The organism is Candidatus Kaiserbacteria bacterium (genome assembly GCA_016699245.1).
Lineage (GTDB): Bacteria > Patescibacteriota > Minisyncoccia > Phycocordibacterales > UBA918 > Damh-18.
Genome location: CP064968.1, coordinates 698,889 through 722,730, shown reverse-complemented (window position 1 = coordinate 722,730; position 23,842 = coordinate 698,889). Strand labels below are relative to the sequence as shown.

The 23,842-nt window shown below is 44.6% G+C and carries 35 protein-coding genes; 29 read left to right on the top strand and 6 right to left on the bottom strand.

The window, feature by feature from the left end; genetic code table 11:
* Positions 1-87: 87 nt before the first annotated feature.
* The 18 genes from rpsS (at position 88) to IPH92_03530 (ending at position 9,845) form a co-directional block, all read left to right on the top strand.
* On the top strand, positions 88-426 hold the full coding sequence (gene rpsS / locus IPH92_03615) for a 30S ribosomal protein S19 (protein QQR64622.1): 339 nt from the start codon (positions 88-90) through the stop codon (positions 424-426).
* 8 nt (positions 427-434) lie between these two features.
* Positions 435-758, top strand: coding sequence for a 50S ribosomal protein L22 (gene rplV / locus IPH92_03610; protein QQR64621.1), 324 nt, complete (start codon positions 435-437; stop codon positions 756-758).
* A 30-nt stretch (positions 759-788) separates the two neighbouring features.
* Positions 789-1,511 (top strand): 30S ribosomal protein S3, encoded by a 723-nt coding sequence (gene rpsC, locus IPH92_03605; GenBank protein QQR64620.1) that lies wholly within the window; start codon positions 789-791, stop codon positions 1,509-1,511.
* Between the two features lie 11 nt (positions 1,512-1,522).
* Positions 1,523-1,957 (top strand): 50S ribosomal protein L16, encoded by a 435-nt coding sequence (gene rplP, locus IPH92_03600; protein ID QQR64619.1) that lies wholly within the window; start codon positions 1,523-1,525, stop codon positions 1,955-1,957.
* Positions 1,958-1,967: 10 nt separating this feature from the next.
* A complete protein-coding gene (gene rpmC / locus IPH92_03595) occupies positions 1,968-2,153 on the top strand; it encodes a 50S ribosomal protein L29 (GenBank protein ID QQR64618.1) in 186 nt (61 codons plus the stop codon).
* Between the two features lie 19 nt (positions 2,154-2,172).
* Positions 2,173-2,436 carry a 30S ribosomal protein S17 gene (rpsQ, locus tag IPH92_03590; protein QQR64617.1) on the top strand — a complete coding sequence of 88 codons (264 nt, stop codon included), beginning with the start codon at positions 2,173-2,175 and terminating at the stop codon, positions 2,434-2,436.
* A 19-nt stretch (positions 2,437-2,455) separates the two neighbouring features.
* Positions 2,456-2,827, top strand: a complete 372-nt coding sequence (rplN, locus tag IPH92_03585) for a 50S ribosomal protein L14 (GenBank protein QQR64616.1) — start codon at positions 2,456-2,458, stop codon at positions 2,825-2,827.
* A gap of 21 nt (positions 2,828-2,848) precedes the next feature.
* The gene (gene rplX / locus IPH92_03580) at positions 2,849-3,166 is read left to right on the top strand and encodes a 50S ribosomal protein L24 (protein ID QQR64615.1); all 318 of its coding nucleotides are present in this window, start codon (positions 2,849-2,851) and stop codon (positions 3,164-3,166) included.
* Between the two features lie 28 nt (positions 3,167-3,194).
* Entirely contained in the window at positions 3,195-3,779 is a 585-nt protein-coding gene (rplE, locus tag IPH92_03575; GenBank protein ID QQR64614.1) for a 50S ribosomal protein L5, read from the top strand.
* A gap of 304 nt (positions 3,780-4,083) precedes the next feature.
* The gene (locus tag IPH92_03570; protein ID QQR64613.1) at positions 4,084-4,269 is read left to right on the top strand and encodes a type Z 30S ribosomal protein S14; all 186 of its coding nucleotides are present in this window, start codon (positions 4,084-4,086) and stop codon (positions 4,267-4,269) included.
* Positions 4,257-4,658: a 30S ribosomal protein S8 gene (gene rpsH, locus IPH92_03565; GenBank protein ID QQR65455.1), complete on the top strand. Its 402-nt coding sequence runs from the start codon at positions 4,257-4,259 to the stop codon at positions 4,656-4,658. Before IPH92_03570 ends, rpsH begins: the two co-directional genes overlap by 13 nt.
* 12 nt (positions 4,659-4,670) lie before the next feature.
* A complete protein-coding gene (rplF, locus tag IPH92_03560) occupies positions 4,671-5,207 on the top strand; it encodes a 50S ribosomal protein L6 (protein QQR64612.1) in 537 nt (178 codons plus the stop codon).
* Between the two features lie 21 nt (positions 5,208-5,228).
* Positions 5,229-5,579: a 50S ribosomal protein L18 gene (locus IPH92_03555; protein ID QQR64611.1), complete on the top strand. Its 351-nt coding sequence runs from the start codon at positions 5,229-5,231 to the stop codon at positions 5,577-5,579.
* 288 nt (positions 5,580-5,867) lie between these two features.
* A complete protein-coding gene (locus IPH92_03550; protein ID QQR65454.1) occupies positions 5,868-6,278 on the top strand; it encodes a 30S ribosomal protein S5 in 411 nt (136 codons plus the stop codon).
* Between the two features lie 25 nt (positions 6,279-6,303).
* Positions 6,304-6,753 carry an uL15 family ribosomal protein gene (locus IPH92_03545; protein ID QQR64610.1) on the top strand — a complete coding sequence of 150 codons (450 nt, stop codon included), beginning with the start codon at positions 6,304-6,306 and terminating at the stop codon, positions 6,751-6,753.
* A gap of 173 nt (positions 6,754-6,926) precedes the next feature.
* Entirely contained in the window at positions 6,927-8,198 is a 1,272-nt protein-coding gene (gene secY / locus IPH92_03540; GenBank protein QQR64609.1) for a preprotein translocase subunit SecY, read from the top strand.
* A 206-nt stretch (positions 8,199-8,404) separates the two neighbouring features.
* On the top strand, positions 8,405-9,529 hold the full coding sequence (locus IPH92_03535; protein ID QQR64608.1) for a hypothetical protein: 1,125 nt from the start codon (positions 8,405-8,407) through the stop codon (positions 9,527-9,529).
* Positions 9,441-9,845: a hypothetical protein gene (locus tag IPH92_03530; protein QQR64607.1), complete on the top strand. Its 405-nt coding sequence runs from the start codon at positions 9,441-9,443 to the stop codon at positions 9,843-9,845. Before IPH92_03535 ends, IPH92_03530 begins: the two co-directional genes overlap by 89 nt.
* 231 nt (positions 9,846-10,076) lie before the next feature.
* Here the strand turns inward: IPH92_03530 and IPH92_03525 are convergent, their stop codons facing one another.
* Together IPH92_03525 and IPH92_03520 are read right to left on the bottom strand one after the other, a co-directional pair.
* Positions 10,077-10,703 (bottom strand): cytidylate kinase family protein, encoded by a 627-nt coding sequence (locus tag IPH92_03525; GenBank protein QQR64606.1) that lies wholly within the window; start codon positions 10,701-10,703, stop codon positions 10,077-10,079.
* A gap of 163 nt (positions 10,704-10,866) precedes the next feature.
* The gene (locus IPH92_03520) at positions 10,867-11,436 is read right to left on the bottom strand and encodes an AAA family ATPase (GenBank protein QQR64605.1); all 570 of its coding nucleotides are present in this window, start codon (positions 11,434-11,436) and stop codon (positions 10,867-10,869) included.
* Positions 11,437-11,555: 119 nt separating this feature from the next.
* Here IPH92_03520 and IPH92_03515 point away from each other — a divergent pair, with 119 nt between their 5' ends.
* From IPH92_03515 to IPH92_03480, 8 genes are all read left to right on the top strand, one after another.
* Positions 11,556-12,152: a nucleoside monophosphate kinase gene (locus IPH92_03515; protein QQR64604.1), complete on the top strand. Its 597-nt coding sequence runs from the start codon at positions 11,556-11,558 to the stop codon at positions 12,150-12,152.
* 2 nt (positions 12,153-12,154) lie between these two features.
* Entirely contained in the window at positions 12,155-12,928 is a 774-nt protein-coding gene (gene map, locus IPH92_03510; protein QQR64603.1) for a type I methionyl aminopeptidase, read from the top strand.
* A gap of 127 nt (positions 12,929-13,055) precedes the next feature.
* Positions 13,056-13,661 carry a nucleoside-diphosphate kinase gene (locus tag IPH92_03505; GenBank protein QQR64602.1) on the top strand — a complete coding sequence of 202 codons (606 nt, stop codon included), beginning with the start codon at positions 13,056-13,058 and terminating at the stop codon, positions 13,659-13,661.
* 420 nt (positions 13,662-14,081) lie between these two features.
* On the top strand, positions 14,082-14,465 hold the full coding sequence (locus IPH92_03500; protein QQR64601.1) for a hypothetical protein: 384 nt from the start codon (positions 14,082-14,084) through the stop codon (positions 14,463-14,465).
* The gene (locus IPH92_03495; GenBank protein QQR64600.1) at positions 14,462-15,820 is read left to right on the top strand and encodes an MBL fold metallo-hydrolase; all 1,359 of its coding nucleotides are present in this window, start codon (positions 14,462-14,464) and stop codon (positions 15,818-15,820) included. The genes IPH92_03500 and IPH92_03495 overlap by 4 nt, the downstream gene beginning before the upstream one ends.
* A gap of 106 nt (positions 15,821-15,926) precedes the next feature.
* Positions 15,927-16,277, top strand: a complete 351-nt coding sequence (locus tag IPH92_03490; GenBank protein QQR64599.1) for a hypothetical protein — start codon at positions 15,927-15,929, stop codon at positions 16,275-16,277.
* Between the two features lie 190 nt (positions 16,278-16,467).
* Positions 16,468-17,085, top strand: a complete 618-nt coding sequence (locus IPH92_03485) for a hypothetical protein (GenBank protein QQR64598.1) — start codon at positions 16,468-16,470, stop codon at positions 17,083-17,085.
* An 18-nt stretch (positions 17,086-17,103) separates the two neighbouring features.
* A complete protein-coding gene (locus tag IPH92_03480) occupies positions 17,104-17,760 on the top strand; it encodes a hypothetical protein (protein QQR64597.1) in 657 nt (218 codons plus the stop codon).
* A gap of 280 nt (positions 17,761-18,040) precedes the next feature.
* On the opposite strand, the gene rplT is transcribed toward IPH92_03480, so the two are convergent.
* The 3 genes from rplT to infC are packed head-to-tail and all read right to left on the bottom strand — an operon-like array spanning position 18,041 to position 19,164.
* Complete coding sequence (gene rplT / locus IPH92_03475) at positions 18,041-18,385, bottom strand: 50S ribosomal protein L20 (GenBank protein ID QQR64596.1); 345 nt, start codon at positions 18,383-18,385, stop codon at positions 18,041-18,043.
* Between the two features lie 30 nt (positions 18,386-18,415).
* Positions 18,416-18,604 (bottom strand): 50S ribosomal protein L35, encoded by a 189-nt coding sequence (locus IPH92_03470; GenBank protein ID QQR64595.1) that lies wholly within the window; start codon positions 18,602-18,604, stop codon positions 18,416-18,418.
* A gap of 29 nt (positions 18,605-18,633) precedes the next feature.
* Entirely contained in the window at positions 18,634-19,164 is a 531-nt protein-coding gene (gene infC / locus IPH92_03465; GenBank protein QQR64594.1) for a translation initiation factor IF-3, read from the bottom strand.
* Positions 19,165-19,416: 252 nt separating this feature from the next.
* Between infC and IPH92_03460 the strand changes: the two genes are divergently transcribed.
* Genes IPH92_03460 through IPH92_03450 form a run of 3 tightly spaced genes read left to right on the top strand, consistent with a single transcriptional unit; the run spans position 19,417 to position 23,424 of the window.
* Positions 19,417-19,857: a hypothetical protein gene (locus IPH92_03460; protein QQR64593.1), complete on the top strand. Its 441-nt coding sequence runs from the start codon at positions 19,417-19,419 to the stop codon at positions 19,855-19,857.
* Between the two features lie 55 nt (positions 19,858-19,912).
* Positions 19,913-22,273, top strand: a complete 2,361-nt coding sequence (locus IPH92_03455) for a phosphoketolase family protein (GenBank protein QQR64592.1) — start codon at positions 19,913-19,915, stop codon at positions 22,271-22,273.
* Positions 22,252-23,424, top strand: coding sequence for an acetate/propionate family kinase (locus tag IPH92_03450; GenBank protein QQR64591.1), 1,173 nt, complete (start codon positions 22,252-22,254; stop codon positions 23,422-23,424). The genes IPH92_03455 and IPH92_03450 overlap by 22 nt, the downstream gene beginning before the upstream one ends.
* 1 nt (position 23,425) lies before the next feature.
* On the opposite strand, the gene IPH92_03445 is transcribed toward IPH92_03450, so the two are convergent.
* The gene (locus tag IPH92_03445; GenBank protein ID QQR64590.1) at positions 23,426-23,824 is read right to left on the bottom strand and encodes an SET domain-containing protein-lysine N-methyltransferase; all 399 of its coding nucleotides are present in this window, start codon (positions 23,822-23,824) and stop codon (positions 23,426-23,428) included.
* Between the last annotated feature and the right edge of the window lie 18 nt (positions 23,825-23,842).

The following is a 23,842-nucleotide window of genomic DNA, read 5'->3' as shown; positions in this document are numbered from 1 at the left end:
TTACACGAGGTTCTCACCAAAGTGGCTATATTAGGCCATTTTATTGGTAAGAGCAACCTTATTATGCGTTCACGCGCTTTTTGAGTTATGTCACGATCACTATATAAAGGACCATATGTAAATGAAAAAATCCTGAAGAAAGTTCAGGGTAAGAAGGCAGTTGATACTGGTGTTATTAAAGTGTGGGACCGTGCGTCTGTAATCACTCCAGAAATGTTGGGATTCACGTTTGGTGTCCATAACGGCAAGACCCATGTTGAGGTACTTATTGTTGAAGAGATGGTAGGGCATCGTCTTGGCGAATTTTCACCAACAAAGAAATTCATCCGTCACGGAGGAAAGATGCAAAAGGAACTCGAGACGAAGCGAAAGGACGCAGAGGTAGCAGCAGCAAAGGCCGCAAAAGTAGCCCCCGCTAAGAAATAGTCTCTCATATGAAAGCAATACTCAAAAACTATCGTCAATCACCACGTAAAGTACGTCTCATTGCAGACCTCGTACGTGGCAAAGATGTCAAGAAGGCACTCGATATGCTTACCTTCGTCAATAAGCGTGCTGCACTTCCTTTTACCAAACTCATCAAGTCTGCTGAGGCAAACGCAAAGTCTCAAGGAGCGGATGTATCACGCTTGATTGTGAAGTCAATCGCGGTTGATAAGGGTACGGTGTTGAAGCGTTTTATGCCACGTGCTCGTGGTACTGCCGCACGCATCAACAAGCGCAACAGCCATATTAAGGTTGAACTGAGCACCAAGTAATCGTTCTTAATTTTAATTGTAATCACTACCATGACACACGTCGCACACCCATACGTACAGCGCCTCGGAGTCATCCGTGACTGGAAGTCACGATGGTTTGCTGCTGATCCAAAGAAGTACCGTGAGTACATTCGTACCGACGGTGCAGTGCGTAAGTATCTCGCAAAGAAGTTGCGCGGTATGCACATCGCTAATGTTGAGATTGAGCGCAACGAAAAGGTCTTTCGCGTTATCATCAGTACTTCACGCCCTGGCCTTATCATTGGCCGTAGTGGAGAAGGAGCAACAAAACTTCGTAAAGAAGTAGACATGCTTCTCCGCACACTCAAACTCACTGAGAAACCAGACATAAAGATTGATATCGAGGAAATTCGCTCTCCTGAGACAAGTGCGTCAATCGTGGGTCAAATGGTAGTAGAAGGTCTCGAAAAGCGTATGCCATTCCGCCGTGTTATGAAGATGACTGCAGAAAAGGTGATGGCGAACCGCGATGTAAAAGGTGTGCGTATTATCACCTCAGGACGTCTTGGCGGTGCTGAAATGGCACGTAAAGAAGAAATCAAGCGCGGCCGTATTCCACTCCAGACCTTGCGCGCTGACATCGACTTTTCACGCGAGACCGCAACCCTTCCATACGGCGCTATCGGTGTAAAGGTATGGATTTACCGCGGAGATATTTTTGCAGACCGAACCGCAAATACTGACGAGAGAAGCACTGCTCAGAGAGAGCGTCGAACACGTAATCAAGCATAATCAATTCGCGTATGTTATTTCCTAAAAAAGTAAAACACCGAAAGTGGCAGACAGGGCGCAAGCATCCTGATCGCCTCAACGCTCCAGAGACACGTGGTATCACGGTAGCCTTTGGTGCATTCGGACTCAAGGCTCAGACACAGTCTCGTGTAAAGAGCAACCAAATTGAAGCTGCGCGACGCGTGATTTCACGTACACTCGGAAAGACGGGAAAGATTTGGATTCGTATTTTCCCTGACAAGCCAGTTACCAAAAAGGCAGCAGAAGTACCAATGGGTAAGGGAAAGGGAGATTTGGATCATTACATGTTTGATGTACGCCCAGGTCGTATTCTCTTTGAGATTGACGGTGTAAGCGAGGTCGTAGCGCGTGAGGCACTCAGAAAGGCAGCCGCAAAACTTCCGCTCAAGGCAAAGGTCGTTACCCGTGAAGAAACTACTGTGTAATCGTATGACTATGACTGAATTACAAAAGAAGACTGACGGAGACCTTGTACAATTTATCAACGAAAAGCGAGAGGAACTCCGTAAACTCCGATTTGGAGTGACTGGAAGTGGCATGCGCAATACTCGTTCAATTCGGGCAATCCGACACGAAATTGCACAAGCACTCACTGAACTTCGCACTCGGGCAAAAGCATAACTAGTCCTCTATAAATAATATGGCAACAGAAACAACAACAGAAACAACACTCGCCGGAGGACGCGTTCTCCGTGGGACTGTGGTTTCCATAAAAATGACGGACACCATCACGGTCGCTGTTGAGCGTTACGTTATGCACCCAAAATACAAGAAGTTCATGCGTCGTACCAAAAAGTACCTCGTTGATGATAAGGGTAATACTGCAAAGGAAGGGGATTTAGTCGAAATCCGCGAGACACGTCCACTCTCAAAGCGAAAGCACTTTGAGCTCGTAAAGGGTTAATCGCGCTAAATATTTACGTATGATTCAACCACAATCAATTGTCAAAATTACTGACAACTCAGGAGGAAAGATTGGTCGTGTATTTAAGGTACTCGGCGGCTCAAAGAAGCGCACCGCAGAACTCGGCGAACTCGTGGTGCTTTCCGTACAAACAGCAGAACCACGAAAGCCTGTGAAGAAGAAGGATATTGTGTACGGAGTAGTGGTTCGCCAGGTAAAGCCATTCAGGCGCAAAGATGGTTCGTATGTCAGTTTTGACGACAATGCAGTTGTCTTGGTCGACAAGGAAAAGAAGGAACCAAAGGCAAACCGTGTGTTTGGCCCTATTCCACGCGAATTAGGTGAAGCAGGTTACCAGAAGATTGTCTCACTCGCACCTGAGGTGGTATAAACGATATCTAATGTTATCTATATGAAAATAAAAAAAGGAGATACCGTTTTGGTAACCGCAGGAAAGGATAAGGGAAAGGAAGGGAAAGTGATGATTAGTTTTCCGCGTCAAATGAAGGTGCTTATAGAGGGAGTAAATATCTCGAAACGCCACCAAAAGGCAAAGCGCCGCGGCACACTGGGACAAATCATTGAGAAACCAATGCCGATTCCTGTATCGAATGTTGCATTTAAAGATGCCAAGACAGGCAAGCCAGTACGCGTTGGATACATCACCGAGGGCGAGGGTGATGCAGCAAAAAAAGTACGTGTCGCACGTCCGACTGGTACAAAGATTTAGTACGAGGTAACGAATAATATTTGGTCGTATGAAAACAATGAAAGAAACATTACAAGGAACCTATGCAGCCCTCAAAGAGGAGTGTGGGTATACGAATGTAATGCAAGCACCACGTGTTTCAAAGGTGGTGATTTCAACCGGTACCGGAAAGATTCAAGACAAACAAAAATTGGTACTTATTCAGGATCGTCTTGCACGTATCACAGGGCAAAAATTAATGCCCCGTCCTGCTAAACAGTCCATTGCATCATTTAAGCTTCGTGAGGGTGAGATTATTGGCTACCAGGCTACACTTCGTGGTCCGCGTATGCATGATTTTCTCCATAAGTTGATTCACCTTTCTATTCCTCAGACACGCGACTTCCGCGGACTCAAGGTGGGAGCAATTGATGAAATGGGTAATTACACTATCGGCATCAAGGAACACACCATTTTCCCAGAAACTGCTGACGAGGAAATCAAGGATGTATTTGGATTTGCAATCACTATCGTTACCACTGCAAAGACAAAGAAAGAAGCAGAGGCACTCCTCCGCTACATCGGACTCCCCCTCAAAGCAAAGGGAACTGCTGAAGAAAAGAAAGTAAAGAAAGATTCAAAACGCAGAAAATAGACACACAAAATCAAAACTCCTCCAGTATGCTTTGCATACTGGAGGGAGTTTTATTTTATGTTGACTCCTAGGGCTATTTTTGGTATAGTCTCCCACGTAGCGATATTCGCACACTCTCGTGTTAAGCCCATAGGGAAACACAGACGCGCCGATTGTACACTCGACTGAGTGCAACGGAAAGCGAGTCTTTTTGAGTACTGCGTAAGGAGAGAACGGTCACCACTTCTCGGTGAGACCACTTTTCGCCAATCAAAATAACGCTTCTTTTGGTTTACCAAAAGTTATTAACCAACCCATAATCGTAATGGCAAGAAAATCAGTCAAATTGCGTGCACTCCGCACGCCAAAGTACAAGAGCCAAGTAGTACGCCGATGCTTCAAATGCGGTCGAAAGCGTGGGTACATGCGAGATTTCGATATGTGTCGAATCTGTTTCCGCGAAGCTGCGCATGAAGGACATATACCAGGTATTAAGAAATCATCATGGTAAACGACCCTGTAGGAGATTTCATCATTCAGCTCAAGAACGCTGGAATGGTTCGAAAAGTATCCATTAGTATTCCGTACTCAAAGTTGAAGCATGCAATTGCGGACAAACTCGTTGAATCGGGTTTTATCACAAAAGCAGAAAAATATGGCAAAAAGGTTAAGAAGACGCTTGATATTACCCTCAAGTATGACGAGGCGGGTACCCACGAAATTCGTGGCGTAAAGCGTGTTTCAAAGCCAGGTCGACGTCTTTATCTCGGTGTTGCAGAGATTTTCCCCGTCAAGTTTGGCAAGGGAAAGCGTATTCTCTCAACTCCCGCAGGCATTCTTACCGGTGAAGAAGCAAAGGAGAAGAATGTAGGTGGCGAGGAACTATTCATCATTTGGTAATCTACACACATTATGAGCAGATTAGGAAAACAACCAATTCAGATTCCCGCAAACGTAGAAATTACGGTTGCTGAGGGTTTGATTAAGGTCAAAGGACCGAAAGGTGAACTTTCACGCATTGTTGCGGGTGATATTGCTGTTACCGTAGAGGGAAGTGTTGCAACGGTAACCAAAACCAAAGAAAACAAGAAGACTCAGGCACTTTGGGGTACCTACGCAGCACACATTCACAACATGATTAAAGGCGTTACCGAAGGTTTCACGAAGATTCTAGAAATTGAAGGAGTGGGCTACAAGGGTGAAGCACAAGGCAACAAGATTAAGTTGAATGTCGGTTTCTCACACCCCGTAGAACTCATTGCACCAGAAGGAGTCCACATCACTACTGAGAAAGGTGTTATTACTGTTACCGGTATTGATAAAGAAGTAGTCGGACAGTTTGCTGCCGATATTCATAAGGTAAAGAAGCCAGAGCCATACAAGGGTAAGGGTATTCGTTACCGAGGTGAATTCATTATCAGAAAGCAGGGTAAGAAGGGTGTTGCATAATCGCACGCTTAGAATCGTACTATGAGTATCACATCACAAAAAGTAGCAAAGCGCATTCGCCGACATGCACGTATTCGTGCAAAGGTCAGCGGTACTGCAACATGCCCACGTCTTGCCGTCTTTCGCAGTAATCGTTTTATCTATGCACAACTCATCGATGATGAAAGTGGAGTAACACTTGTCGGACTTGATACACGAAAGGCTACGGGGGCCACAGCCCTTCTTCGCGCGCGCTCTCTCGGTACTCTCGTGGCTGAGGCTGGAAAGAAGAAGGGAGTAGAGCGCGTAGTCTTTGATCGCGGTGGATTCCAGTATCAGGGCGCAGTGGTAGAACTTGCAGAAGGAGCACGCGAAGGAGGACTACAGTTCTAATTGTAAAATTAATTATATACATTCATGAATGAAGTTACACAGCAGGAAGCTACAACTGGAACTGTTGTTCCAGCACCGGTAGCCGGAGATGCACCAAGTGCACCCGCTACCACCGATGCACCCGCTGGCGCTACATCATCTTATCGCGGTCAGCGCGGAGGGGGTGCACGTCGTGGTGGTGCAGGAAGCACAGGAGGATCAGGAGGTGGAGATGATCGCCGTAATCCACGCCGCGCACGTCGCACGACACGTAGGGACGACCGTGTTCGTTCTGAGTTTGACCAGAAAATCATCAGTATTCGCCGTGTAACTCGTGTGATGGCCGGAGGTCGTCGCTTCAGTTTCTCGGTGGCAATCGTCATTGGAAACAAGAAAGGAAAGGTTGGTGTGGGTATTGGCAAGGCAGGGGACACACAACTTGCTATTGAAAAGGCGGTCCGCAGTGCTCGTAAAAATATTATTGAAATTCCACTCAACAAGTATCAGCACATCCCTCACGATGTGCAGGCAAAGTTGTCTTCAAGTGAGGTTATGATTATGCCTGCGCCAGGCAGGGGACTCGTTGCAGGAAGTTCTGTACGTACGGTCCTTGAACTCGGTGGCGTAAAAGATGTTACCGCAAAAATCTTTTCACGAAGCAAGAACAAACTTAATAATGCCCGTTCAGCAATTGCAGCGCTTAAGAAACTTAAAGCGTAGCAACCTCTAATAATAAAAACTAAGCATGCAACTACATCAACTTCAACCAAAGACAGTTCGTAAAACGGCAAAGCGTATTGGTCGCGGTGGTAAGCGTGGAAAGACTTCCGGAAAGGGAGGAAAGGGACAGACTGCCCGAGCAGGTAGCCGTCCACGACCAGAAATGCGCGATGTCGTAAAGCGACTTCCAAAACTGCGCGGGTTCGGTAAGAATCGAGCACGCACGGTGAACAATGAGCGTGTACTTCCTGTTGTCATCAATCTCGCGGCACTCAACACCGCATTCGAAGCTGGCGATACCGTATCACCACAGACACTTATTGCGAAGGGACTCATTAGTCTTCGACGCGGAAAGGCACCTCAGGTAAAGATCCTTGGAAATGGGGATATCAGCAAGAAAGTTACTCTTTCAGGCTGTGTATATTCAGCATCTGCAAAGACTAAAATCGAAGCAGTAGGTGGATCGATACTATAATCCAGCACCACTCAGGAGTGGTCTAGAAATTAAGAAATGCACTGATTATATTTCTGACCCGTCATTTTTTCTTCCAAACAAAGAAAAAATGACGCATAACCTGATTATGATAAAATACCACTATGTTCTATAGTTGATTGACCAATCTTGTTTACTAGCTTCATACCACTAGGATGGATATCTTTCTTCAAAAATTAAAAATCATTGTCGGAGAAAAAGCGATTCGCGATCGTGTTCTCTTCGTACTCTTTGCACTCGTGGTCTTTCGCATTCTCACTGCAGTACCAATTCCGGGTGTTGACCCCACAGTCCTACAACAGTTCTTCCAGAATAACCAATTCCTTGGACTCATGAATGTCTTTTCAGGAGGGGGGCTTTCCAATCTCTCGATTGTGATGCTTGGTGTCGGGCCGTTTATTACGGCATCCATTATCATGCAACTCCTCACCGTGATGTCACCATCTCTTAAAGCAATGTATTCAGAGGAAGGGGAGACCGGTCGCGCAAAGTTCACACAGTATTCTCGCCAACTCACACTCCCTCTTGCTATTTTACAGGCGTTTGGATTCCTCTCGCTTTTGAAATCACAGGGCGTTATCTCAGGACTTACCACGTTTGAGTTTATGATCAACATTCTCATTGTCGTCGCTGGTTCTTTGCTTCTTTTATGGCTTGGAGAATTGGTGACCGAGTATGGTATTGGGAACGGTGTGTCTATCATTATCTTTGCGGGTATTGTCGCTTCGCTTCCTGCGACAATCGGTCAACTCATGTACAATTTTGACGCATCACAAATTCCGCTTTTTGTTGGATTTGTAATCGCTGCACTCGGTATTATCTATGGGGTGGTGGTAATGACGCAGGCCGAGAGGCAGGTACCGATTACATATGCCAAGCAAGTGCGTGGCGGCAAGACCTATGGGGGTACTACCAGTTATCTTCCACTCCGCCTTAATCAGGCTGGGGTGATTCCCATCATCTTTGCACTCTCTATCATTCTCTTTCCCCAGATGGTCTTGAATATTCTTTCATCATTCAATGTCCCGCATGTGGCTTTGTTGCTTGAGAAAGTGACTGCATTCTTTAACAATCAGGAACTCTACGCCGTGGTGTACTTTGTCTTTGTGATTCTCTTCACCTTCTTCTACACTGCGGTCACCTTTGACCCTGATGCGATGTCAAAGAATTTGCAGCGCAATGGTGCGTTTATTCCGGGTATTCGCCCCGGAGTACATACCGCAGAATATCTCGGAAAATTGATTACGAGGCTCACTCTTGCAGGAGCACTCTTTCTTGGGTTTGTGGCCGTACTTCCTATGGCGATGCAGATTCTCACGGGAGTTACAACACTCGCAATCGGTGGTACGGCACTCCTTATTGCAGTGTCGGTGGTTATCGACCTTGTACGTCGTATTGATTCACAGGTTTCGATGAGACAGTATTAGAAGCAAACAAATACAGAAAAACCGCACGCCTACGGCGTGCGGTTTTTTATACCCACCGTTTTCTTGTTTTCTATTCAAACAAAGATGTACAATATATATATTGGCATTACTATAATTATTTTATAGAACTCTTTTAATTTTTGCCACTTGTTCCCGTGCTCACACACTAATGTACATTACTAAGTAAAACTACAACAATTATTTACATGAATAGCAATTTAGTACAGTCAAAGCATCTACTCGCGTATGCACTCGTGCTGATAGGTATTGTGGTGGGAACTTTATTCAGCATGCGTGTACCGAATGCTGAATCAAGTGCATCTGATTATCTTTCAGGATATGCATGGAGTGAAACCATGGGATGGATTTCATTTAATTGTACTGATACAGGATCATGCGGAACGTCACCATATGGGGTTACTGCTGCAAGCAATGGTGCGCTTTCAGGATATGCATGGAGTGAATATATAGGATGGATAAGTTTCAATGAAACGTCGGGGTGTCCTTCAGGTGCAGGTACCTGTGCACCATTTTTTAATAGTACAACTGGCGTGGTAACAGGTTGGGCTAAAGCGCTTGCGGGAGGAACTGCTAATTCAGGAGGTTGGGATGGGTGGATTAGTTTATCAGGCACAGGTCCTGATTACGGTGTTACTGCAACAGGGTGTGCATGGAGTGGCTATGCGTGGGGGTCTACCGTCGTTGGGTGGATAAGTTTTGCAGGAGTAGCAACAAATGGTACTCCTTACGGTGTAACAGGAAGTGGTTACGCTTGTATCCAAAATGATGCTGACCTCAAACCCATCGGCTTTACCGCCACCGTCCCCTCAGTAGGAAACGTATTCTTTGATGGACAAATCGTTGTCTTAGACGGGACTATGACAAATATAGGAGTCATCCCTACTCCCAATGCCTTTAAAAACAACTTCTCATACCGCTGGAATGTCACTGGTACATGGATCGATATCACTCCATATACCGATCACCCTGCAGGTTTTGACGTAAACGAAATTGGTCAAGACATCGCTACGCTAGACCTGAGTGGGTCTGGTACCTTGTATATTCAGTATTGTGTCGATTCAAACAGAGATATTGTTGAACCTGATGATCCTCCGGGAATACCCAACAACTGCATGGAGAAAAGCTTCACCGTACATCCAAAGCCAACCGGTAACCTCACGGTCACTTCTCCAATTGCATACGACACAAAATCAACTATCGATTGGTCTATTACACCCACAGGTGGATGTACACCAACAAAAAGTCACTGGTGGTGTAGATACATGGGGTGGGACATCAGGCTCAGAACTATCCTCATCCCTCACAAGTGACACCACGTACTCACTCACCTGCGCACCGTATCCAGGACTCCTCGATAGTAAAGTAGTTGATGTGAATACAGAACCCTTCATCAAGGCAGACCCACGCAGGGTGCCAAGTAGTGGGAAAGACGTACTCGTTGAATGGGGTACCGGCATGGAAATTAATTGTGCCATCACTAGAAATAGCATGCCCTGGGTACCGTCAACCACAGGCCTTGGGTCACAATCATATTTCGTCAGCGTGAACACCACATTCACCATAGATTGTCCGATTGTTGATCAATCAGTCAAGGTGGAAGTGCAGGGGTATGGGCAGGAGACGTAGTTAGTCTTATTACTCAGAAGATACATAAAAAAATAGCAAGGCGTCGCCTCGCTATTTTTTTGATACCAAAATGCAAATGGTATACGGGAGTACCTATTTTTGCGTGCTACGGTAGAGTATTGATTCTATCTATATTGAGATTGTTACTGGAGATTTTATCCTGTAGTAGCGTGTCTATACCAATATACTGTTATGCATAATCGAAGTAATTTTTGATTTTGTGATTATGCATCAGTGTTTAAACGAGAATCCTAGAGGTACTCTGCTGATTACTTGTTTCCAACTTGAGGATTTCAACCATCTTTTATAGGTATCGAAAATAGTAAGTGCTACGGTTTGTGGGCTGTGTTGCGCGGTGTCAATCACGAGATCAAAATGTTCGATACTATAGGGATTAACGCCATAGAGTTTTTTGAAACGAATGCGCTCACTCCGCATACGTTTTTCTACCTGGTCAGCCACATCGTTCATTACGTCACCTCCTTCACCAGCGCCACTGCGGCCAGTATTAAAATTGGCATCTTTGAAGATACGTGCAATTGCTACATCGCTATTGAGGTCAAGGAATACTTTGAAGGATTCGGGAATCCAGTAGAAACCAAGACGTGCATCAATGACGATATCACTCTGATCGCGAAGTTTACGTAGCGCAATATCAATTTGTTGATCCATTTCAGGATGTGATTCAGCACGGGTATTAAAGTCACTCAAGGTTATTTTATGTTTCTGCGTAATAGCACGTACATACTCACCAGAAGAATACCGTGTATACCCAAGCATTTCTGCGACACGGTCGGCCGTTGATGATTTTCCACTCCCAGGCTTTCCGGTAAGTGTAATAATGTGCTGACGTTCCATACAGCAAGTGTACACTATACGTTTTGCACTTCAAAAATATTTATCCAGTGAAATACACGTGCAGTGCACGTGTCAGTGAGTGAAACTCACATTTCACCGGATTTATCCAGTGAAATACACGTGCAGTGCACGTGTTGGTGAGCAGAGCTCACATTTCATGAATTTATCCAGTGAGCCATGACTGATATTCAGTGTGCACAATATCTGCGACAACCTCTGGTGTGCGTGCCTCAGTATCAATGATTAAACAATACTGCGACTCGTTGTACGGATTGATGCCATAGTGTTTCGCATAACGCTCAATGTGATTCTGAATACGCATTTGTGTGCGCGTGTATGCTTCCGCATGTGATGCCATAGTGTCACCACTTTTTATGCGAAGTGGAGAGGAGGCGTCATTAAAAATACGCTGTGCTGACAATTCGGGAGATATTGAAAGAAATACGGAGAATGCACTCGGTACAAAGTGAAACGCGAGATGTGAGTCGATGACATAAAAATCTTCTTCTGCCTCAATACGCTTTAAACGCTCATCGATCAGTAGATCGAGCGTTTTGTCGCGCTTCACGAGTTCATTAAATTCTTCAAGAGTGAGATTGCGCTCATGCGCCATTTCACGAACAAAATCTCCTGTCGAAAAGGTGGCATATCCAAGTTTCTCAGCTAAAAGGCGTTTTACCGTGGATTTTCCACTACCGGGAAGTCCTCCGAGAGTAATGATGTGTTTCTTCATGTCTGGTACGATACCACACTTTGATGGGTTACAGAATTCTCATATAACGGGTTGTGTTTTTCGTAGTCTTGGGTAGACTCTATAGGTACAGGGCGTTATACCAATAATTGGGACTTTGAATGCAAACATATACTATTATATTCGTTGGACCACAGGGAAGCGGAAAAGGAACCCAGATTGAAATGCTTTCGAAGTTTTTGAAGATGCATGATCCCACACGTCGCGTCATTGATGTGCAAACAGGGCGTAGGTTTCGTGCACTAGCGATGAAAGGGGAGGGGTTTACGGAAAAAAAGGTGCACGAAACCCTTGATACAGGGATGCTACAGCCACTGTTTCTTTCGGTAATGCTTTGGAGTGATGCTTTTCATCAGCATCTCGACCCCGAAGCTCATCTCCTCATTGATGGATTTCCACGTACCATTCATGAAGCTGAAGTACTCGAAAGTGCACTCGCTTTTTACCGTCGCAACCACGTAATTGTGATTGATTTAGTAACCGAAGAAGCGGTGGTGCGTGAACGTATGATAAAGCGTGCACGGAAGGATGATACGAGTGCCTCCATAGAAGCGCGTCTTACCTGGTATCGGGAAGAAACACTCCCCGTGCTCGACTACTACCGTACACGGTCAAATACTTCGGTCATCGACTGCGATGGGTCAGATACAATTCTTGGTGTCCATACACAAATATTACAAGCGCTTTCACTCGCATAGATATGGCACTTATTAAAACCCCTGAAGAGATTGAGCGACTTCGCGCGGGAGGAAAAGTGCTCGCTCAGATACTCAAGGAATTGGCTACATACGTGAAGCCTGGCATTTCAACCGAAGATATCAATGACTACGCCCTAAAACTTGCCGAGGACTATGGTGCTGAACCGGTACTGCTCGGCTACCAACCCACTTTTGCAATGGATCCATACCCTGCAGCGTTGTGTACCTCGGTCAATAATACCGTGCAACATGGTGTACCTCGTGCAGATGAGATTCTCGAAGAGGGAGATATTATCAACCTCGATATGACGATTGGGTACCAAGGAATGATAGTGGATTCGGGTATTACTATTCCTGTAGGGAAGACGGATGCAGAGTCTATGAAACTCATCACAACAACGCAGGAAGCGCTTATGCTCGGTATCAAGCAAGCAAAGCCTGGGAATCATATTGGTGACATTAGTCACGCGATTGAGACCTTCGTACACTCACGCGGATTCAGTATTGTGGAAGCCTTGTGCGGGCACGGAGTGGGACATGCAGTACACGAAGACCCACAGATTCCTAATTTTGGAAAAGCTGGAAGGGGGCCACTTATTAAAGTCGGTAATGTCTTTGCAATTGAGCCTATTGTAAATATCGGAAGTAAAGAAGTGATTTTTGATGACGAAGGTGACGGATACAGTGTCTTTACGGTAGATGGTTCACGAAGTGCGCATTTTGAGCACACTGTTGCAATCACGGAAAATGGCCCTGAGATTGTGACCAAGTTGTAGTAGAAGAATATAAAACACCGGACTTTGGGCAGAGCCCAAAGTCCGGTGTTTTATATTCTCCGAACCTTGAATTACGGCTATAGTACGGTATACTCACCATATATTTTGAATAACTAATTAGCATTTTATGAACAAAAAACCACACCAAGAGCGGACATTTGTCATTTTGAAGCCCGATACGGTACAACGGTCGCTTATTGGTGAGGTTATTGGCCGTTTTGAGCGCACGGGACTCAAGTTTATTGCAATGAAGATGTTTGTGCCAGAAAGCGAGAAACTGATGATTCATTACAACAAAGACGAGGCATGGTTTTTGAAAAAAGGGAATCGCATTATCGAAGATTTGAAGGCACAAGGACTTCCGGTAGAGAAAGATGCTATGACATACGGTCGCGCTATTATTGATACCATTGTCACCTACATGACTGCAGCGCCCGTAGTGGGAATGATTCTCGAGGGTAATCAAGCAGTAGCCGTAGTCACAAAGCTCGTGGGTACCACAGAGCCATCCACTTCAGATGTGGGTACTATTCGTGGAGACTACACGGTAGATTCATATGCCCATTCATCATTTGAGAATCGTGCAGTACGAAATCTCATCCATTGTTCTGAGTCTCCAGAAGAGGCGGAGCGAGAGATTAAGGTCTGGTTTACCGAGGAAGAAATCATGAATTATGTGACTGCACAGGAACGTATTATGTATGATGTTAACTTCGACGGGACGAAGGAATAGTATAGAAGAAAGCGGATCGTGATTACCCTTAATCACCTCTCCGCTCCCTGCCAAGCGACTACGCTATGAGGTGATTAAGGATAATCATTTGAAACCATAGAATTTGAGTGATGTATCGCAGAGAAAAATCTAAATGAAAAAGTTGTACACATATTGAACGAAACCTCCACCCCGAAGGGGTGGAGGTTTCTGCTATACTATTTGTGGAGCTACGGATACGCATGTTTCTGCTTAAGCCTATAGAAAGGGCTGCCTGTAGTCACAAGTACAGATGAGACTTCGACGCGACGAAATTTCAAAAGTGCTTGGAAAGGGTGCCCACCTGAAGTCAATTCAGGGACATGCCCCGTAGTTCCACTAAAGAGACGCACTGAGGTGCGTTTTTTTAGTACCTATCCCAGGTATGGTACGATATATCATATGGGATTACTTCTCACACTTTTCTTTTTAGCAGCAACGACACTTGCACTCACGCATACTCTGGCAACTTCGTTTTTCTTGTATTGGAAGTATCTGTGGCTTGATATACCGATGCATTTTCTTGGTGGACTTGTGTGTGCGTTTGGTATTGCGATTTTACCATTTTTTCGTTTGCAGTATATTGAAAAGAGAAGTTCATTTTCGCTTTATATGTTCCTCGTGCTCGGTATGGGTATATGTTGGGAATTATTTGAATACAGCACTGGAATGTATCAATTTGAAACAAATATTATTCCAGACACGATACTTGATATGTGTATGGATTTACTCGGAGGGGCAGTGGGGTATGGTATGGTGAAGAACATTAAACAATTAGATACATGACAAAACTAAGTTTTCACGGGGGCACAGGCAGTGTAACGGGAGCAAATTTTCTTTTTGATACAGGGAATGCCCGCTTTTTAGTAGATTGTGGATTGGTGCAGGGTGATAGATTTGCTTCTGCGAAAAATGCAGACCCCTTTGCGTATGATCCCAATACCGTGAATGTTCTCCTCGTTACTCACGCACATGCCGACCACATTGGTCGTATCCCGAAGCTTGTTAAGGATGGTTTCAGTGGTGTTATTTATTCCACACCACCCACACGTGATTTAGCAGCGGTAATGCTTCAGGATGCATACAAAGTGATGCTTTTTGAAGAAGAAAAATTTGGCACTCCACGTGTGTTTGAAAGGCAGGATATTGAGCATGCACTTTCACTTTGGAAAACCCACACGTACCACGATACATTTTCTATACCGGACGAGGTGAGTGTTACCTTTACTGACGCAGGACATATTCTCGGTTCTGCCATGATTACTTTAGAACGCAATGGAAAGAAATTCCTCTGCACGGGTGATATTGGTAATATTCCACAGCCACTTTTAAACCCACCTGAAATTGTTCCTGACTACGATTACCTTCTTATGGAAAGTGTCTATGGTGATCGTTCACATGAGGAGGTGAAGGAACGTACCGACCTCCTCCGTATGTATATTGAGGACACGATTCATAAAGGGGGCACGCTTATTATCCCCGCCTTTTCTCTCGAGCGTACCCAAGGAATGCTCTTTGAGATCAATAATCTCTTTGAAAACGAGGGACTTCAGCCAATCCCCGTATTCCTGGATTCGCCACTCGCTATCTCGGTGACCGAGATTTACCGTGGGTACACCAGCTATCTCAAGGAAGATGTGCAGACACAGATTAGGGAAGGGGACGATATCTTTAATTTTCCAAAACTTTCCTTTACGCACTCAATGAAAGATTCTGCAAAGATTGGACAGGAACATGGAGCGAAGATTATTATCGCAGGTTCGGGAATGAGTCATGGAGGACGTATACAGGAGCACGAGCGCAATTATCTCGAAGACCCAAAGACCACATTACTCCTTGTGGGGTATCAGGCGGTGGGTAGTATTGGACGATTACTAAATGATGGCGCAAAAAAGGTACGTATACTCGATACAGACGTTAAAGTACGTGCTAAGATTGCGCGCATTCGTGGATATTCAGGACATGCAGACCGAGACCAACTCGTTCATTTTGTGGAACAAGGAGGAGAAAAGGTTAAGCAGGTCTTTGTAACTATGGGAGAAGAACGTGCCTCTCTTTTCTTGGTGCAACGTCTCCGCGACTATTTAGATGTAAATGCGGTTGCTCCGGCAGAGCACGAGACTATCGAAATAGATTTTTAAGAATAAACAGAAAAGGTACTTTGATATCATCTGGGTATAGTAATCTAGGATTGTTGTACCCATCTGCAACTTATGTGTGTTAGAAGAAGGAGTATTATATACACATATGGATATACAAAAAAATAATATGATGCGAGTGCTCCTCTATGTGTGTGTAGGACTCCTCTCTGTACTTACGCTTCTTGGAGCTTATTCCCTTTATACACTTAATTATGTCATTCCAAAAGTGTCTGTAGAAAAACCAAGCGATAGCGATACAAATAAAGATAGTCATCTTCTCACTGAAGAGGAAGTAAAAGCCCAACTCGAAGCACTTACCCCAGATGAGATTCCAACAGCGCTCACTGAAGAGGAAGTAAAAGCCCAACTTGAAGCACTTGCTCCAGAGGAGAGTGTCCCCGTCCTCACTGAAGAGGAAGTAAAAGCCCAACTAGAGTCATTGAAGAAATCCCAATAATTATATAAAAGATGAAGATAAAAACCTGCACCAGAGTGCAAGTTTTTGAATGTGTGTACAAATTACACATCGTCTCGCAAATATTTTGTCTCAATCAAACCACTTATCCCACCCATTCCCATTGCTTACTTACACCGTGGAGGGTAGCATAGACTTATAAATTTAATTATACAGATAATATATCACTCTCATGTCATACAAAAACTTCTCTTTTGTTTTCCTCGGTATCGCACTCGGTGCCTTTACTATGGGTGCATTGCAGGTTACCTTTGCGTGGACAGCTCCTACAGGTGCTCCGCCAACTTCAAATGTTGCCGCGCCAATTAATGTGAGTGCAACTGCACAGTCGAAAGCAGGTTCGATTGGGGCTACAACATTTTCCGATTATAATAACTCAGGTTACTATATAGACCCAAATTCTACGAGTATAGTTAATGCACTGAATACGTACGGTGCAATTACTAGTTCGGTTCGAAATTACTCAGTGACCGATGATTGGGCACTTACTACCTATGGTGCTGGATGGGATCCTAATGCCCAAAAGCAAAACTCAAGAGCATCTATTTACACCAATGACGTGTATATTCGAAGTTCTGGGAAGTGGGTGAGTCAGATTGATGATGCAGTAAGTACTAGTGCTGTTCTTCCTGGAACACAGTGTGGAGCTTGGAGTACTTATGGTTCACTTTATCCAAATTTCCCCTGCAATGGTCATACACCTAATGTTAGTTGCCCAGCGGGGTACTACCAGGCCTATACTGCGGGTAGTAATGAGGATAATTGGGTAATGAGTTGCATAAAAGCATAGTTAGTCGTTGTAATTTTTATGTCATTTAAAAATACTACCCTAGTTGTAGGAGTACTTGCACTTGGTGCATTAATTATTTTAGTTTTATTGTTTGTATACACTACTAAAATAAAATCGAGTGAATTAGTAAATCAAAATACTCCAATAAGTGCTCCAATAAGTTCAAGTACACCTCCGGCAGTTGCAGAAGAGGAGAAGCATGAAGAGGTGATTGAAGTACTTCAAAATCAAAAAGAGTTTTTTGTTATTGGTGAGGTTACTTCAGTAGAAAATACAACATTACATGTAAAATTATCTCCTGAGTCCGGCTATCCAACTGAGAGAAGTATTCTCGTAAGTACAGATGCTAAAACATTACTGTTGTTAATATCTAACAAAGAACCTGTAACATACGAAAAAGAAATTAAGGAATTTGTCAACAATGGTAATCAAGGAAAGCAACCGAAGACATATATTGAAAAGGAAATAGCTATTAATGAAATACAAGTGGGCGATAGAATCACCGCTGTTTCATTTGATGAGGTATCAACGAGCACGAATTCTTTTTTAGCTAAAACCATTTCCATTCAAAAAAATCTCCCTGCAATACCTAAAGATCTTCCAGTAAATTTAACTGAGATACCAGAAAATACTACCAAAATGCCTGAAATTTTGCCTTCTCCCGTAGAAGAATAGTTAGAACATTTAACTCTCAAAATTTGTGGTAATTAGTTCTAAAAAGGTGGACAATTTCGTGTCCACTTTTTTCGTACTCAAACTAATAAGTGTATTCGAAACTTGATGCGCAAAGCAATTTTTATTATAAATAGCAAACTGAGATGAAAATTCATAATAGTCGCTTACTCTTTATAGGAATCATAATTTTTTACAGCAAGAGTAAATCAATTTTTTAAAGAAAGATTTGGTCGCTCAAAACTACTCAAGTAGTCAAAAGCGCCCTGACGGGCGCTTTTGACTACTTTACTTTTGCGAGAAATCGTTCGAATGATTCTGGACGTTCATCGGCGAGGAGAGCAAGCATCTTGCGATTGAGAAGGATGTTTTTATCCTTCAAGGTCTTCATAAAGATGCTGTACTTAAGTCCTGATGCTCGGAGACCTGCACTGAGGCGTGTCGTCCACATGCGACGGAAGTCATTCTTCTTGTCTTTGCGGTGTGCGAATGAGTGAAGGTGTGCGTGGTGGATTGCTTCGATAGCTTGCGCTGTTTTTGTAGAGCGGCCAAAGATGTATCCTTTTGTTTGTGCGAGGATTTTTTTACGGCGTTTGTTCGCCATTACTCCTCCTTTTACTCGTGACATATAATGAAATTAGTAGTTCGTTAAGTGATGTTATGCGTTAGCGAGAAAACGATTCTTAGCGCGTGGCGTCATAGTGAGTTCTTGTGTACGACGACGCTCCTGACGTGTGCGACCAGATTGCTTCGCATTGAAGTGGTTGCGTCCCGGCTTACGCGCGATGAGTTTACCATTTTTGGTAACTTTGATACGCTTCGTGTACGATTTGTTTGTTTTTATCATAAATATTTCTCTAATTCGGTGGTATCGCGCTAGGCACTTTTCTGCTTTGCTACACGTTCAAGTGTGGTCGTAAAGCCTTTGGGACTTCGTTTCATTTCGTCGGCTATTTTATACTCAGTGGGGATTATTTTCAAGAAGCGTTCAAGACGTTCCTTGAGGAACCCTTCTTCCATGTATTTGTAGCGTCCCCAGAGGAAAAGGTCAACTTTGACTCGATGTCCCTCCGTAAGCCACTCCGCTGTGCGTTTTGCCTTCAAATTGAGGTCATTGTCTCCAGTCCCAATCTTTACCTGTACACATTTGGTTTCGGTAACGTGTGATTTAGCCTTTACTTCCTTGGCTTTTTTGTTGATTTCGTATTGGTATTTTCCATAATCCATTATTTTCGCAACAGGGGGTTGCGCATTTGGGGATATTTCAATAAGGTCGAGATTTGCTTCAACTGCTGCAGCAAGCGCCTCTGGTGTAGGGAGTACACCAAGATTTTCGCCATTCGCACCAATTACACGAAGCTCTTTCGCTCTAATTGATTGATTAATACGTACGGAATCTACTTTCAAGGTTATAAAAACAAAGAGAGCATCTGCTCTCTCGGATGCCTAAAAATGTACCATATACCACTACAATACGCAACATTGCATTCTACCCCTGCGAACTGAGGAGAGCATTGAGGAAGTACAGTCCAACAAAGAGTGCAATTGCAATAAAAATGGCTTTCATAGGTGAAATTGTACCATACACCCATGTGTGTATTTGGCATATTATACTTTGCAGTGTTTGATATAGTGTTATACTACTATACATATATTGCTATGCCACGTGTCTCTAAAAAATCTGTAGTAGAAGCACCTACACGTTCTTCTCACACACTCACGCCTGGATTCATTGCGGGACTTGTGGGTGTGGGAGTTTTAGTGATTGGGAGTGCAGTGATGATAGGACGTTCAGATAGTGGCGCCATCAACGTGTCTGCAACTATTACTGAATCAAATCAAGTTAATGCCGAAAACGGTACTGGTGAGCAAGTGAATGTCGGTAACCCCGCATTACAAAATTTGCCAAATGGCGGTCTCGTTCCTCAGGGTACTCCCCCTGAGCAGGTGCCTGTTGTAGAAGAAATTCCCGCAACTACTACGGATGCATCCGCAAGTACTACTTCTGAGACAACAGTATCAGGAGAAGAATCAGCAACCGAGACTCCACCAGAAACATCTCAATCAGAAGAAGTCCCTGCAGAAGAGACACCCGTATAGCAATACGTGGATTACCCACGTATCTGCACACATGCATGGGGTATAATGCACGTATATGCATACCCACATAGAGAATTTTTTGCGTGCGGCAAACTATATTTCCGCAGCACAAATTTATTTAAAAGATAATTTTTTACTTGAAGAGCCGCTCCGTCCCGAGCATGTTAAAGAACGACTCCTTGGTCACTGGGGTACCTGCCCGGGAATTAACTTTGTATACGCACACATGAATCGTGCGATTAAAGCACACGACCTCAACATGATGTTTGTGCTTGGTCCAGGTCACGGCTTTCCTGCAGTGCAGGCAAATCTTTTTTTGGAAGGGACACTTTCAAAGTATTATCCAGAGTTGCCACGAAATCGTGATGGTATTAACGCTATGGCAAAGCAATTTAGTTGGCCGTATGGTTTTCCCAGTCACAGTAACCCTGGTGCACCGGGAGTGATTCTCGAAGGTGGGGAACTTGGGTATGCGCTTTCAACTTCGTATGGCGCTGTGCTCGACAATCCCGACCTTATTGCCACCTGTCTTGTGGGAGATGGTGAAGCGGAAACAGGTCCTACTGCCACTGCATGGCATCTGAGCAAATTCCTTAATCCAGCAACCAATGGGGCTGTATTACCCATTCTCCATCTCAACGGCTATAAGATTTCAGGCCCTACCATTCTCGGTCGTATGAGTGATGAGGATTTAGTCCTTTTGTTCCGTGGATATGGCTACGAGCCACATATCGTTGACGCATACCAGGAAGGAGACGTACACGATCGTATGATTTCGGTTGTGGATACCGCTGTTGAGCGTATTCGAGGTATTCAAAGAGCAGCGCGTGATGGGGCAGTTGAGGAGCCACCACGATTTCCGATGATTATTCTCCGTTCGCCAAAGGGATGGGGAAGTGTTCACGAAATGCATGGCAAGCGTCTCGAAGACAATTGTCTTTCACACCAGGTTATTCTCGAAAATGCACGTATTGAGCCTGAGGAACTTGCAGCACTCGAAGGATGGCTTCGCTCGTATCGTTTTCATGAACTCTTTGATGGAAAGCAATTCCATGCGGATATCGCTGGACTCATTCCTTCAGAACATCGTCGTATGGGTGATAATCCACACACCATGGGAGGAGCACCGGGATACAAGCCACTTGTACTTCCCGATGTTGTTCATTACGCAAATGAGCACACCGCGCGCCCCGATGGAGGGTCATGCGGCGAGGAGAGTAGCATGCAGGCCATTGGAAAGTATGTGCGTGATGTGATTGCACAAAACGAAGGTTCAAAAAACATGCGCATCTTTTCTCCCGACGAAACCTACTCTAACAAACTCGACGCTGTCTTTGAGGTAACGAAGCGCTCGTTCATGCTCCCTATCCGTGAGTGGGACCGCGACATGGCACGCGACGGACGAGTCATTGAGATGCTCTCTGAGCATAGTCTTCAGGGGCTTATGCAGGGATACATTCTCACGGGCCGCCATGCCATATTCGCTTCATACGAAGCTTTTATGCAGATTGTGGCGAGTATGGCAGACCAATATGCAAAATTCCTCAGCATTGCACGCAACATTCCATGGCGGGGTGATGTGCCGTCTCTCAATTACATTCTCACATCGGGTGCATGGCGACAGGAACATAATGGATTTTCACATCAAAATCCTGGCTTTATCGATGATATGCTTCAGCGTCAAGGGCACTTTGTGAATGTCTATTTCCCTTCAGATATGAATACTGCACTTAAGGTGATGGAACGCTCACTCGGTTCGAAGAACGAAATGAATATCTTGGTTCTTGAAAAGCGCCCCGTGCCATGCTGGCGTACACTCGATGAGGCTACTCATGACGTTGAGGAGGGAATTTCTATCTGGCATTTTGCAAGCGATAAAGAACCACACATCGTCTTTGCGGCTGCAGGAGACTATCTCACCAAAGAGACGCTCGCCGCTATTACTATTGTGCGCGGTGAAATTCCTGAAATGCGCATGCGCTTTGTAAATATTGTGTCACTTTCCGCAAATGGGCTTGGTAATACCACTTCTCGTGTGGTGCCTCATGATATGGACTACTACTTCACGAACGATAAACATGTTGTCATCAACTTCCATGGCTACCCACAGACCATTAAGCAAATTCTTTTTGATTATGGTGCAGAACCAAAACGGTTCACCATACATGGGTATGAGGAACACGGTTCAACGACGACGCCATTCGATATGTTCGTTCGCAACAAGACAGACCGTTACCATCTTGCAATGAAAGCATTTGAAGTTGCAGAGGAAGAGGGGCTTATTACGGTGCATCAGCGTGAAGAATTGATTGCAAAGTATGAAGAAAAACTCACTGCGCATCGGGCATTTGTTGTTGAATTTGGTAATGATCCTCTTGATATAACTAATTGGACATGGACACCACGTTCGTCGTAAATCCAGGAAGTTCTTCTAAAAAGTATGCGCTGTACCGTGATGGGCGCGAGGTTTTCTCGGTGTTTTTTGAACGCATAGGAGATGAGTTTGGGCATTGTGTGGAGGTAAATGGTGAGCGTCAAATTTGTGGAGATGCTACGAGAAGTCAGTTTGATGAGGGTCTCGACGAAGCGCTTAAACGTGCTATTGCCGCAGGAGTCATCTCACACATAAAAGATATTACTCGGGTAGGTGTGCGTATTGTTGCACCAGGGACATTTTTCACCACACACAGACTCATTGATGGAGCATATGTGCGTCGACTCAGTGCAGTTGTCGAAGCGGCACCACTGCATATTCCTCATGAACTTTCAGAAATTGCTCGCGTGCGCGAGGCGCTACCCCATGCGCGGATAGTGGGTGTCTCTGATAGTGCATTTCACGCCACTATGCCTCAGCATGCACGTCTGTACAGTATCCCAAAAAAGGATTCAGTTGCATTTGATTTGTATCGTTTCGGGTACCACGGACTCTCGGTTGCATCAGTTGTACGCAAAATTGCAGAGGAAAACGAGGGGCGTGTACCTGCACGTATGGTGGTCTGCCATATTGGAAGCGGTATGAGTGTCACTGCGCTTAAGGAAGGAAAGAGCGTGGAAACCACCATGGGCTTTGCTCCGACGAGCGGACTTATGATGGGCACACGTGCTGGCGAAGTAGATCCTGCCGCACTTATTTATCTTTTTAAACAATACGGAAACAATATCGAAAAAACAGAACTTGCGGTAAGTCAGATGGGCGGTTTGCGAGGAATGCTCGGAAGTAACGACCTCCGTGTCGCAATCGATAGATATATGAAAAAAGATCCCGATGCACTCATTGCGGTAGCAATGTACATAGAGGGAATTCGAAAAGCAATAGGTGCAGCAGCAGCAGTTCTTGGGGGTGTTGATATTCTGGCTCTCACCGGTACTGCACCTGAGCGCAATGCTCTTGTCCGCGAACTCATTACCGAACGTTTCGCATACCTCGGCTTAGTCCTTGATGAGAAATTGAATGACACACTGAGTAACCGACCAGGTGTCATAAGTACACCAAAAAGTCCCGCTACTATGTACGTGGTACATACTGAAGAGGTTGCAGAAATAGCCCGTATTGCAGGGGTGTTTTAAACTATATGCTTTTGCAAGCACGGCAGTGGCAGCCACGTGGCTTTATATACTCAGACACATAATCTTTTCCATAATCATAGGTGATTTCATCGCCCGGAAGAATAGTCTTTTTTGCTGAGATGCGAATTTTGCCCGCATCTTCGTCTGTTTCTGCTTCTGCATTTGGCTTGCATGAGTGATTGATATAGCGAGCAGTATTTTCACGACCTTTCCCATCAAGTACTACTGAGTCTGAGAGGATAAAAAGATATTTCCCACCACGACGGTCCGCTTCCTCATGTGAGATTGCCTCACCCGTGTATTCAATAATAAAATCCCCACGTTTAAACGTGGTATGTGCAAAAAGTCCAAGCCCTGCAGTCGAGCGTTTGACAACAACTGGTGTATTCGTGTGTTTCATACTGAGAGAGTATAACAG

Bases quoted from the DNA above. Each gene is read 5' to 3' on its own strand.
- IPH92_03505 (QQR64602.1), top strand. From the start codon at position 13,056: ATGAACAAAAAACCACACCAAGAGCGGACATTTGTCATTTTGAAGCCC.
- IPH92_03520 (QQR64605.1), bottom strand. From the start codon at position 11,436: ATGAAGAAACACATCATTACTCTCGGAGGACTTCCCGGTAGTGGAAAA.
- IPH92_03485 (QQR64598.1), top strand. From the start codon at position 16,468: ATGTCATACAAAAACTTCTCTTTTGTTTTCCTCGGTATCGCACTCGGT.
- IPH92_03490 (QQR64599.1), top strand. From the start codon at position 15,927: ATGGATATACAAAAAAATAATATGATGCGAGTGCTCCTCTATGTGTGT.
- rplP (QQR64619.1), top strand. From the start codon at position 1,523: ATGTTATTTCCTAAAAAAGTAAAACACCGAAAGTGGCAGACAGGGCGC.
- IPH92_03495 (QQR64600.1), top strand. From the start codon at position 14,462: ATGACAAAACTAAGTTTTCACGGGGGCACAGGCAGTGTAACGGGAGCA.
- IPH92_03555 (QQR64611.1), top strand. From the start codon at position 5,229: ATGAGTATCACATCACAAAAAGTAGCAAAGCGCATTCGCCGACATGCA.
- rpsS (QQR64622.1), top strand. From the start codon at position 88: ATGTCACGATCACTATATAAAGGACCATATGTAAATGAAAAAATCCTG.
- IPH92_03535 (QQR64608.1), top strand. From the start codon at position 8,405: ATGAATAGCAATTTAGTACAGTCAAAGCATCTACTCGCGTATGCACTC.
- IPH92_03445 (QQR64590.1), bottom strand. From the start codon at position 23,824: ATGAAACACACGAATACACCAGTTGTTGTCAAACGCTCGACTGCAGGG.
- IPH92_03470 (QQR64595.1), bottom strand. From the start codon at position 18,604: ATGATAAAAACAAACAAATCGTACACGAAGCGTATCAAAGTTACCAAA.
- IPH92_03480 (QQR64597.1), top strand. From the start codon at position 17,104: ATGTCATTTAAAAATACTACCCTAGTTGTAGGAGTACTTGCACTTGGT.
- secY (QQR64609.1), top strand. From the start codon at position 6,927: ATGGATATCTTTCTTCAAAAATTAAAAATCATTGTCGGAGAAAAAGCG.
- rplF (QQR64612.1), top strand. From the start codon at position 4,671: ATGAGCAGATTAGGAAAACAACCAATTCAGATTCCCGCAAACGTAGAA.
- map (QQR64603.1), top strand. From the start codon at position 12,155: ATGGCACTTATTAAAACCCCTGAAGAGATTGAGCGACTTCGCGCGGGA.
- IPH92_03450 (QQR64591.1), top strand. From the start codon at position 22,252: ATGGACACCACGTTCGTCGTAAATCCAGGAAGTTCTTCTAAAAAGTAT.
- rplV (QQR64621.1), top strand. From the start codon at position 435: ATGAAAGCAATACTCAAAAACTATCGTCAATCACCACGTAAAGTACGT.
- IPH92_03525 (QQR64606.1), bottom strand. From the start codon at position 10,703: ATGGAACGTCAGCACATTATTACACTTACCGGAAAGCCTGGGAGTGGA.
- rpmC (QQR64618.1), top strand. From the start codon at position 1,968: ATGACTGAATTACAAAAGAAGACTGACGGAGACCTTGTACAATTTATC.
- rplT (QQR64596.1), bottom strand. From the start codon at position 18,385: ATGTCACGAGTAAAAGGAGGAGTAATGGCGAACAAACGCCGTAAAAAA.
- IPH92_03460 (QQR64593.1), top strand. From the start codon at position 19,417: ATGCCACGTGTCTCTAAAAAATCTGTAGTAGAAGCACCTACACGTTCT.
- IPH92_03545 (QQR64610.1), top strand. From the start codon at position 6,304: ATGCAACTACATCAACTTCAACCAAAGACAGTTCGTAAAACGGCAAAG.
- rpsQ (QQR64617.1), top strand. From the start codon at position 2,173: ATGGCAACAGAAACAACAACAGAAACAACACTCGCCGGAGGACGCGTT.
- rplE (QQR64614.1), top strand. From the start codon at position 3,195: ATGAAAACAATGAAAGAAACATTACAAGGAACCTATGCAGCCCTCAAA.
- rpsC (QQR64620.1), top strand. From the start codon at position 789: ATGACACACGTCGCACACCCATACGTACAGCGCCTCGGAGTCATCCGT.
- IPH92_03515 (QQR64604.1), top strand. From the start codon at position 11,556: ATGCAAACATATACTATTATATTCGTTGGACCACAGGGAAGCGGAAAA.
- rplX (QQR64615.1), top strand. From the start codon at position 2,849: ATGAAAATAAAAAAAGGAGATACCGTTTTGGTAACCGCAGGAAAGGAT.
- IPH92_03500 (QQR64601.1), top strand. From the start codon at position 14,082: ATGGGATTACTTCTCACACTTTTCTTTTTAGCAGCAACGACACTTGCA.
- rplN (QQR64616.1), top strand. From the start codon at position 2,456: ATGATTCAACCACAATCAATTGTCAAAATTACTGACAACTCAGGAGGA.
- IPH92_03570 (QQR64613.1), top strand. From the start codon at position 4,084: ATGGCAAGAAAATCAGTCAAATTGCGTGCACTCCGCACGCCAAAGTAC.
- IPH92_03455 (QQR64592.1), top strand. From the start codon at position 19,913: ATGCATACCCACATAGAGAATTTTTTGCGTGCGGCAAACTATATTTCC.